We start from the raw sequence: 8,761 nt of genomic DNA, 5'->3' as shown, positions 1-8,761 counted from the left end.
ACCAAAAAGTCTTCCATACTTGAAATCTCAAATCATAAACACGCTCACATCTTGAACCTTCTCGAATCTTGACCTGTTTAAATCGAATGTCTCTCTTCTAGCATCCGATCCTCCTGAGCGAAAGGGATAACGGGGCAAGGCGAAGGTCAGACGAGGGCAGGGCCAGGACCTGGCTCTTCAAATAACAAGCGGGTTCTTCACCCTTATTTGGAAGTGGACGTCCGACATCCTCGCAATGGCGTTGAACTGAATCATATCTCGTTAGACGATCAGCTTTTGTTCCAAGCGAGGAAATTATAATAAGGAAAGGATGAAACCTGATGCGGGTGGCGCTGTATATGCTTCGGAATGAAGAGCAATGGAATTGCTGCTTATCGCTCGATCTGCGCGTGGATATAGAGTGGTGGCTAGGATCGCTCAAGAATAACGGTAAGGGAACGCGTTTGGTGGTCCTCTCGGAACACATGCCTCTCGGATGGGCCGTAGCATGGAGGGATCATTATACGCCGCTGAAGGGAATGGACGCATGGGGAGTGATGGAATGGCGGCGGTATATGCGGGAAAAGCTGATGCCTTTTCTAGAAACGGAGCCGCCTGAGAACCGAGCGTCTTGGGAAGCTTTGCTCTATGCTGTGAGCCTATGGGGAGAGTTCGAGCTGAGCTCTCAGAAGGTGCGGAGGACCGCTTCGCACACCTTGAGCGCGTCGCTGCCCATGGGAACAAACGGGGCGGTCGCCGGAACAAGGGCGTGGTCGGGGGAGCGGCAGGGGAGGCGAGAGTCGCAAGGGCTAGACTTGGACGAGCTGATGCGGCGGACGGAGCTGTTATGCCGCCGTATGGTAGGCCGAGCCTTGCTGGCTGGCGAGGTGGAAGGGCTGCTCGCGGAGGTCGCCGGGGACGGCGGCGACTGGCGCCCTGCGGCCCAGCTGGGCTGCCTGCTGGGCCGGCTGCGCCTGGAAGCGGGGCTGGGGCCGGATCGGCCTGCCCCGCGGGGAGTGCCCGGCTGGCTGCGCAGCCGCCGGGCACCGGCCCTTCGCTGCCGGCGATGCGGCAGCGTGGCCGAGAGCCGCACGGCATGCGCCGCGTGCGGCTCCGCGGCTTGCGCCTATTGCGAGGCCTGCCTCGCTATGGGGCGCAGCCGCGCTTGTGCCCTGCTGCTGCATGGCACAGCAGGGCCGGCCGTGCGGGGCACGGCCGGGGGTTCCCCCACCGAGGCCCTGGGCCGGTGGGGGCTGAGCGCAGCGCAGAGCGCCGCCGCTGGCGCTGCGCTGCGGTTCTTGGCGGAGCCGCGTGCCGCGGGCTCCGCGGGGGCCGCCCAGTTTCTCATCTGGGCGGTGACAGGAGCCGGAAAGACAGAAATGGTCTTTCCGGCTTGATGAATAATGCTTTAACAATAAGGAATATAAGAGTTGTTTTATATCTGTGACCACATTCTGACCATATTTGAGTGAAAATTAAATGCCGTTCATGAGTTTTTGGAACTTTTCAACGGCATCCGTCTTCAATTTCTTGGTCACATGCATGTAGACATTACGCGTAATTTTCTCATTACGTTGTCCAAGCCTCTCCATGATTTCGGTCAACCCTACGCCTGCTTCAGCAAGCAACGAAGTATGTGTGTGTCTAAACGAATGAGGTGTAAGACTCTCGTTTAACTCAGCTAATTTCAGTAGTCTCTTCAGACGATCCCCAATCACCTTTGGTTTTTCCGGGTATCCATAAAATTGAGTGAGTTTCGCAAATACGAAATCTTCGTCGTAGTATTCTTTTCTGTGACGAATTATAACTTCTTTTTGCATGGTTTTGAATTTTTTAAGCTCACTAATAAGTTCATCATCAATTAGTATTGTTCTTTTAGACGCTTTTGATTTCGGAGTATTTAAAGTGTATTTTACAGTATCGTTTGTTTTGTTCCAGTATGTTTTTGTAATTCTAATGGTCTTTTTCTCGAAATCAATATCTTTCCATTTCAAAGCACAAAGTTCACCTACTCGCATTCCGGTGTACGCCAGGGTGAGGAAAGTAGGGTAGTCTTTATCCATTCCATTTTTCTTAGCTACCTGAAGAAAATGAACTAGCTCATTCTTTTCAAAATACTTTGGTAGCTCGACCTCATTTTCAATTTCATCAACTGTTTGAGTAAAGGCCGGCACTATCGCGTCTAATGTAGGATTTGTTTTAATAATCTCCATTTGTTTTGCTTTTTTAAATAACAACTTAGCGGTGGCATGTGTACTGATGATCGTCTCTTTTGAATACCCCTTATTTTTCAAAGAGATAAGGTAGTCCTGATACATTTCATTGCTAATGTCTTTTAGCATAATATGTTTGAAATTCTTTAGTAGTCTGTTTAGTGATACTTGTCTTGAAGCTACTGTTGAGACTTTAACGTGTTGGGTGCTACTATAAATTTTCAACCATTTAGGCGCAAACTCCGCAAAGGTTATACTTTTTTCCTTTACGAATGTCCCATTAGTTATTTCCAGTTCTACTGCTGCAGCATCTAATTGAGCCTCTTTCTTCGATTTGAATCCTCGTTTAGTTGACTGCTTTTTCTTTCCGGTTACCGGATCGATGGTGGAATAGTATTTATACATCCATCGTACACCGTCTTTGGTTGTGTATTTCTGGAAACTGGCCATACTGGCAACCTCCTTAAAAATTACTAACTTCGTTTAGTAATGTCTTGAGATCGTGCATCTGTAAAACAAACGTCTGAGAATGGACTCCATACTTTCGAGTCAGGCGATCGATGTTTATTTTGATGCTCTCATTACCACAAACTAAATCAATAGGTGAAATCGGTCGGAAATTATGAGACTGGGGATCCTCTAACTCAATTTTCTTGAAATCTTCGTCAAGAGGGATCTCGTACTCACCCATGCTGGTTAATGTCCAATAATCCAGATAGATGAGTAATTGTGAAGGTTCATCTGTGTAATGAGTCGGATCGTAGTAAGCATATATCCTTGGAGAACCAGACGACAAAGACTCTTGATTTTTGGTGTTCACTTCCAAATATGAATTCATCGTATTCCTACTCATTAATTTGCCCTCGAAGTGTCTTCTTAATATTTGATCAACGCGGCGCTTTGCGAGTTGCCATGGGACGTTAAACATTGTGCTTATATAATTTGTAGCATCGTTATGTATGGTTGGGATATCGAGTTCTGTGAGCATGAAGTAAGGCATGGTTGCATACATCACAAACATATCAGCTTCGTACTCCTGGGCTTGTGTAAAGGATCGCGGCATTAACATTTGATTGCCGGCATGTCTAAGAAGGTGGCAAAGTTCGTGGAAGAAGTCTAACTTTTGTCTCATTGGAGTTAACCGGTTATCTAAAAACATACTATACATGCCCTGCGCTGATTCTAGGGCACGACTGGAGACTTTGGCATAATGAACCCATATGTTTAATCGATAAGAAACTTCATCAATAGTTAATTGATCCGGAGTTAATATCCCAGCTTTTAAATAGACATCTTCAATAAAATCTTCTAAATGAGTTTTAACGTAATGTGAGAACATGACAAGTATCCTCCTGGATGAAAACATATGTTCCCTTTGTGGGTGTGAAGGAACAGCAAAAAAGGCTGATCCTGTTAAGTAAAGATTTATTCCCCTTGTCGATCTCCTGGTTTTCGTCCCTTTTCTTTGTCCATTAAAATTCGGAAAATCTGTCTCATTTCTTCTCGTTTTTCTTCTGGGGCATTCAGATATTCCTTAAAGAAAATACCGTGTTCAGGGTTATTTATAAATTCCTCAAATTCGCTCAACCCCGTTTCCTTCGTATCGTGACCCGAATCTTTTAGTATTGTGTCAATGTTGGGGTCATTCAAAATGTCTAGTGCCTTAGCGTAATAATTGTTTAGTTCATTGTTATACTCTCTATTAATCTTTATTGCCCCGATTTTTTCCACAGTATTGTATAAATCTTGGCTAATACCCAATAAAGAGGCCATCTTGGGAATAGACACAGAATGTGATTCGCGAAGATTTTTTAGTTCTTCAAGCTTGCTTATTTTTCCCTCTTGACCAAGACCTTTTAAGATTAATTTATAGGACTTCAACAATTGCTCGGGGGGGCTATCAAGCAATCGGATTTTAAGTTCTTGGCTTTTTGTTTCAAACTCTTCTTCAGGCAATGTAACTAATTCGTGAATCTCTTTTTCAACTTCTTCTTGAGTAAGTTCTTTGTTGGCATTTGACTTAATAAATTCAATAAAGATTTCCCGAAAAGACATGGCCTCATCTATAGACGACTTAACTTCTGTTGGTGCATTTTGATAAAATCCTGCTAGAACCAATTGTTCCGGGTCGCCCCCAGTTATTTCGGCCAAGGCACGGTTTATCTCCTCTGAAGCAGGGTATTTAGGGTTGTTTCGAAGCTTTGATATATATGATCTGTCAATTTTAATACCCTTCTCTTCTTTAAGTCGTTTTGCAATTTCACCTAAGCTTAGACCGCTATCTTTAATGTATTTATCCACTAATTGTGAATAATCCAACTACTTCAACCTCCACTCCAATTTCTTTATCAATAATATTACCACAGTGTTGATTTTTTAATCAACACTTTTTTGTGTTGTGTGACTTTTACGTCATTGACATGTCTATTTTCTGTTGGTAAGATTTGATCAACGGATGACGAAAAAGTCACACCCTGTGATTTTTGAGTCAGCAAAGAAAGGAGGAAGGCTATTGTACAGCAAGATTCTAAAGCGAGGGATAACAAAAAAAGGGTTATCGCTTACTCAAATCTGTTTCCAGTTGGCTAAGAGGGACATCATGCTAGACCGCGGAGTGCTTAGCAAGCTTCAAAACGGAAAAGTTCCACCAGCGAAAGATAATGTCAACATTGCTTTAGCCGAGATTTTAGGAATTGACAAAAACGAGTTAAGACTGGCAGCAGCTAGAGAGACAATCGATCCCGATCTGTATGAATTAATTAAGACGGCTGGTTAGGGAGGGGGAGTGAAGGCATGGAGTCAACACCAATATTCAAACTAATTGTCGATGAAGGTCTTGTTCGCGAATTAGCAAAAGAAGAAGTCAGGAGGCTTTTGAAAGAATCGGGGGAAGGCATTTGGTGGGATATGAAGAGATTGGAGTTTGAAACATGTCGTAAAAGGGACTGGCTCATATCCAAAATCCTTCTGAATCCTAGATTTAAATCAGAAATGGAGCAAATCACAAATGGTTGTGAAGGCGGCCGCTGGATGTTCAAAGGAGCTGAGATGAAAAGTTTCTTGGACAAGCATTTCCATTACCTCAACCGCTCTGAGCAATCCAAAGTAATTTCATGATTTCCGAAGGGAGATAAGTATGAACAATATCCATCCGATTGAACAAAAACTGGTTCCATTTAACGGAGCTGATCTATTGGGAGTAAAAGCGAGCGATGGGAAGGTTTATGTAGGTGTCCGCTGGGTTTGTGAAGGGATTGGGTTAACTGAAGATCAGATGAAGAACGAACGGAAGAAGATTCAGTCTGATCTAGTCTTGAAGCAAGGGGGGTTAAATTTGACCCTGAACGGAAACGGAGGGGCGAGAGATGTTCTAACCATCGAACTAGACTTCCTCCCGTTATGGCTTGCGAAAATATCAATCACTCCAAACATGCAAAGAAATCAGCCGGAAGTTGCCGAGAAACTGATCCAATATCAATTAAAGGCAAAAGATGTACTTGCAGCGGCGTTCATTCAAAGGGACCACCATTTTAACAACATGAGTCCGGAGCTCAAAGCAATCTTGTTTGTAGATGGAAAAGTCCAGCAGCTCGACTCACGGATTGGTTATCTTGAGAACCGAACAACCATCGACTACGGGCAACAGCAAGTACTAAAGAAAGCTGGGAATGCAAAAGTCATTGGCGTTCTCGGCGGCAAGAAAATGGCCGCTTATAAAGACAGCGGGCTCCGTCATCGGGTGTATTCAGCACTTTGGCACGATTACCAGGATTGGTTCGGGATCAATTCGTACAACAACACGTACACAAAGGACTTCGAAAGCGGACTAAAGTATATCCAACGCTGGATGCCCCCAACAAATCTGATGCGGGAGATTGAGGAATTCAATGGACAGAAACTATTTTGATCTTCCCGAACTGGCGCGTATATGGTTCAAGAATCCTCTGCAACACGCAATCATTGTTCGCAATATAAAAAAACGATCTAAAGGAGCTAAATGAAATGTCAATTACAGTTATGAGCCCTTCAAGTGTTGGTGAAGCTCTTCATCTCTTTTCGGTAATGAATAAATATGAAGTCTTGTGCAGTATGGAAATGCACATATCTGGACAGGCGGATCCAATCTTAGGCATTACGAGACAACCCGTGAAAGCAGAATACGTGGAGTCTTTTAATAGAGTTGGGACGGGGGATTCGGTTGTTGTTACTTTAGGTGAATCGGAGCATTGTTTTGAACTTAATCTATCGATCTCAAAACATATTACTGATTGTCAAATTTCTTTATGCATTGCAAGTGAAAACTATGCAGCATGGTTTAGTAGTGAAGAAATTCCGCCAGAAGGTATTGCTGAAGCTAGAGGATATAAAGAGGACAGCGAGGATGAATATTCGCCGCTCTTTGTGAATTCTTACGAGCAGAGTCTCGTTGAGTATATAAGAACATTGGAATTTGATGACCTGCTTGATGCGCAGGACGCATTAATAGCAACAGCTCAAAGAGCACAAAAGAAAGCAATCGAAAGTGTTAATGATCAAAATTTCTCTAATGCAAATGGCTGGCAAAGCCGAAGCATTGCCCTGATGAAACTTGCAAACCTGTTGTCTGAGTCGAATGCAGATTACCGCGCGCATATCCATCCGGAGGTAAATCCAAATGAATAAGAGTCACATTGAGCTTAGAGCTCAAGAATTGCGGAAAGAACTTGGTGGAACAATATTTAGTTTCCCAATTGTCGAAGAAGATCCGCATTCAAAATATGCAGTCGCAGTTTATATGGGCCGCAACAATTTTAGAATTTATCCCAATCCGCTGACCATAGAAGAAGCGTCTGCTGGGATAATAGCAACCCTTGAGGCTTTCAAAGAAAATGGTTTTGATCATGATTACGATCGGAATGTTCGATTGGTTTCGTACCAAGCACAAATTGATGCGCCGAATCTGACTATGCGTCGACTCAAAAAGGCAAACGTGAGTAAGCCCTTGTTCGAAGAAGGCATCGATTTGCTTCGTAAAAGCGGGGATGAAGAAGTCATGTTTTCTGGTCGCGGACTCTTAAAGTGGACTTATATCGAAATGATTGATAACAAAAATGCTAAGGCGATCCAGTTTATGGATGAATATTACAAGTTGTTGGCTATGAGGAAATACGGGAAGACGGCCGCCGCTATTAGGCAAGAGGTCAGAAGAAAAACGAAGGAGCAGGGGATCGAATGGATCGAGCGCACTTTCAAACAGTTTATTTCCGATGGTCGCGAAATCATAAATATCATGAACATGCTAAAGGAAAGGTAGGGAAGTAGATTGAAGAAAAAGCTCTCTATTCAGGAAGCACGAGAAAAAGCAGGGATGACATTGGGGGATGCTGCATTGGCTATGGGCATATCCAAGAAAAAACTGGCTTGGTACGAAGAAAACCCAGATGAGATGGAGTTTGATGATGCAACAGCATTATGCAGGCTGTACGGTTGCAAGTTCGATGATGTGTCCTTCACATTACAATCTGATAAGGAAGTGGGAACTCAGACGATATATCCACCTGCTAGACGATTGAATGTTGTCATCGGAATGAAGAAAAAGGTAGCAGATATCTTGTTGTCGATTACAAACGATGATCAGTACTCGGAAAGACATCTTTATGAAGATCTTGTTGATCTAATGCATGATGTCACTCATGAAGAGGAAGTAACCATGAATGAGTTGGAAGCCGGTATTGTGTCCATAACAAGCAAAAATCACCTTAACTTGTCTTTGGCGGGACGTTAAGGCGATCACATAATTTACGGGTATTCCCTTGGCGACATTATTACATAACATCAGGAAAAACGTCAAGGGGTGCCCATTAAGGAGTGTATCCAGTGACAACAAATATCAGACCTAAAGGTGTAATGATTCCCCGCGAAAATGAGGGGATGTATATAAAACTGATTGAAAAATACAGTCTAACATTTGCCCTAACCTTCACGAAAATTGTGGATTGTGACCCTGATTTCAGTCTGGAAGAGAAGATTGAAGCATCCAAGATTTATTTGAGTGAGGTAGGGGATATTTTAGTTCGGAATTTTGTTCATTGTGAAGGTCATGGTCTTGAAGTTCATAGTGGATATGAGAAAGAAATGGGTTTTTATATCCAAGCGGAATGCCAACATTGCCACGGGTTTGACTCCCATTTCAGTGTCAGTCCAGGCACAAAAGGCGGCTCCCCTGTCCATAATACTTCTAGTGGATGGGGAGAAGGCTTAAAGAGAAAGGGTGTGCCTCACCTATGACCAAGGATACAAATTTAACACTACTAGAATCCGAATTATTAACTTTCATGGCAACTAGGGGGCGTGTGCCTGATCATGAATACAAGGGAAGGTATGCCCATCTAATGTTGGATTGGAGATCCGCATATTCCGATCGGGAGGCCATGACACAAATGATTGCGGACGCCCTTGAAGGTATTGGATTAGAAGAAAGAAGAGACTTCTTTGCGCAGATGACATGGCGGATCATAGATGGCGGTGACGCCTTGGAACGGCTGCTGTCTGCTGCATTTGGACAGCAGGAAATAACAAAATGATTATAA

12 protein-coding genes are annotated in these 8,761 nt (G+C 43.7%); 9 read left to right on the top strand and 3 right to left on the bottom strand.

Going from position 1 to position 8,761, the window contains the following annotated elements; translation table 11 throughout:
- The first annotated feature begins 640 nt into the window (after window positions 1–640).
- Window positions 641–1,426 carry a hypothetical protein gene (locus tag CHH67_RS19935; RefSeq protein WP_179292178.1) on the top strand — a complete coding sequence of 262 codons (786 nt, stop codon included), beginning with the start codon at window positions 641–643 and terminating at the stop codon, window positions 1,424–1,426.
- Window positions 1,427–1,454: 28 nt separating this feature from the next.
- Here CHH67_RS19935 and CHH67_RS19930 read toward each other — a convergent pair whose 3' ends face one another.
- The 3 genes from CHH67_RS19930 to CHH67_RS19920 all read right to left on the bottom strand — a co-directional run bounded on the left by CHH67_RS19930 (window position 1,455) and on the right by CHH67_RS19920 (window position 4,511).
- Entirely contained in the window at window positions 1,455–2,642 is a 1,188-nt protein-coding gene (locus tag CHH67_RS19930) for a site-specific integrase (RefSeq protein ID WP_095267118.1), read from the bottom strand.
- A 13-nt stretch (window positions 2,643–2,655) separates the two neighbouring features.
- Window positions 2,656–3,531 carry an ImmA/IrrE family metallo-endopeptidase gene (locus CHH67_RS19925; RefSeq protein WP_095267117.1) on the bottom strand — a complete coding sequence of 292 codons (876 nt, stop codon included), beginning with the start codon at window positions 3,529–3,531 and terminating at the stop codon, window positions 2,656–2,658.
- 86 nt (window positions 3,532–3,617) lie between these two features.
- Window positions 3,618–4,511: a hypothetical protein gene (locus CHH67_RS19920; protein WP_095267116.1), complete on the bottom strand. Its 894-nt coding sequence runs from the start codon at window positions 4,509–4,511 to the stop codon at window positions 3,618–3,620.
- A 193-nt stretch (window positions 4,512–4,704) separates the two neighbouring features.
- Here CHH67_RS19920 and CHH67_RS19915 point away from each other — a divergent pair, with 193 nt between their 5' ends.
- The 8 genes from CHH67_RS19915 to CHH67_RS19880 all read left to right on the top strand — a co-directional run bounded on the left by CHH67_RS19915 (window position 4,705) and on the right by CHH67_RS19880 (window position 8,755).
- Entirely contained in the window at window positions 4,705–4,968 is a 264-nt protein-coding gene (locus CHH67_RS19915) for a transcriptional regulator (protein WP_095267114.1), read from the top strand.
- A gap of 17 nt (window positions 4,969–4,985) precedes the next feature.
- Window positions 4,986–5,309, top strand: a complete 324-nt coding sequence (locus CHH67_RS19910; protein WP_095267112.1) for a DUF771 domain-containing protein — start codon at window positions 4,986–4,988, stop codon at window positions 5,307–5,309.
- A gap of 19 nt (window positions 5,310–5,328) precedes the next feature.
- Window positions 5,329–6,099, top strand: a complete 771-nt coding sequence (locus CHH67_RS19905; RefSeq protein WP_095267111.1) for an ORF6C domain-containing protein — start codon at window positions 5,329–5,331, stop codon at window positions 6,097–6,099.
- A gap of 95 nt (window positions 6,100–6,194) precedes the next feature.
- Window positions 6,195–6,854 (top strand): hypothetical protein, encoded by a 660-nt coding sequence (locus tag CHH67_RS19900; protein WP_095267109.1) that lies wholly within the window; start codon window positions 6,195–6,197, stop codon window positions 6,852–6,854.
- Window positions 6,847–7,485 (top strand): hypothetical protein, encoded by a 639-nt coding sequence (locus CHH67_RS19895; protein ID WP_095267108.1) that lies wholly within the window; start codon window positions 6,847–6,849, stop codon window positions 7,483–7,485. Before CHH67_RS19900 ends, CHH67_RS19895 begins: the two co-directional genes overlap by 8 nt.
- Before the next feature lie 9 nt (window positions 7,486–7,494).
- The gene (locus CHH67_RS19890; RefSeq protein WP_095267107.1) at window positions 7,495–7,956 is read left to right on the top strand and encodes a helix-turn-helix domain-containing protein; all 462 of its coding nucleotides are present in this window, start codon (window positions 7,495–7,497) and stop codon (window positions 7,954–7,956) included.
- Window positions 7,957–8,048: 92 nt separating this feature from the next.
- Window positions 8,049–8,459, top strand: a complete 411-nt coding sequence (locus tag CHH67_RS19885) for a hypothetical protein (protein WP_095267105.1) — start codon at window positions 8,049–8,051, stop codon at window positions 8,457–8,459.
- Window positions 8,456–8,755: a pyruvate-formate lyase-activating enzyme gene (locus CHH67_RS19880; RefSeq protein WP_095267104.1), complete on the top strand. Its 300-nt coding sequence runs from the start codon at window positions 8,456–8,458 to the stop codon at window positions 8,753–8,755. Before CHH67_RS19885 ends, CHH67_RS19880 begins: the two co-directional genes overlap by 4 nt.
- The last annotated feature ends 6 nt before the right edge of the window (window positions 8,756–8,761 follow it).

Origin of the sequence: Paenibacillus campinasensis, from assembly GCF_002272015.1 — a bacterium.
Classification (GTDB): Bacteria; Bacillota; Bacilli; order Paenibacillales; family Paenibacillaceae; genus Paenibacillus_AQ; species Paenibacillus_AQ campinasensis.
Note: the sequence above shows the minus strand (reverse complement) of the source record. Positions and strands in the feature narration are given on the sequence as shown.

Coding starts and splice junctions, on each gene's coding strand:
- CHH67_RS19895 (WP_095267108.1), top strand. CDS start 6,847: ATGAATAAGAGTCACATTGAGCTTAGAGCTCAAGAATTGCGGAAAGAA.
- CHH67_RS19880 (WP_095267104.1), top strand. CDS start 8,456: ATGACCAAGGATACAAATTTAACACTACTAGAATCCGAATTATTAACT.
- CHH67_RS19910 (WP_095267112.1), top strand. CDS start 4,986: ATGGAGTCAACACCAATATTCAAACTAATTGTCGATGAAGGTCTTGTT.
- CHH67_RS19900 (WP_095267109.1), top strand. CDS start 6,195: ATGTCAATTACAGTTATGAGCCCTTCAAGTGTTGGTGAAGCTCTTCAT.
- CHH67_RS19930 (WP_095267118.1), bottom strand. CDS start 2,642: ATGGCCAGTTTCCAGAAATACACAACCAAAGACGGTGTACGATGGATG.
- CHH67_RS19935 (WP_179292178.1), top strand. CDS start 641: ATGGGGAGAGTTCGAGCTGAGCTCTCAGAAGGTGCGGAGGACCGCTTC.
- CHH67_RS19925 (WP_095267117.1), bottom strand. CDS start 3,531: ATGTTCTCACATTACGTTAAAACTCATTTAGAAGATTTTATTGAAGAT.
- CHH67_RS19905 (WP_095267111.1), top strand. CDS start 5,329: ATGAACAATATCCATCCGATTGAACAAAAACTGGTTCCATTTAACGGA.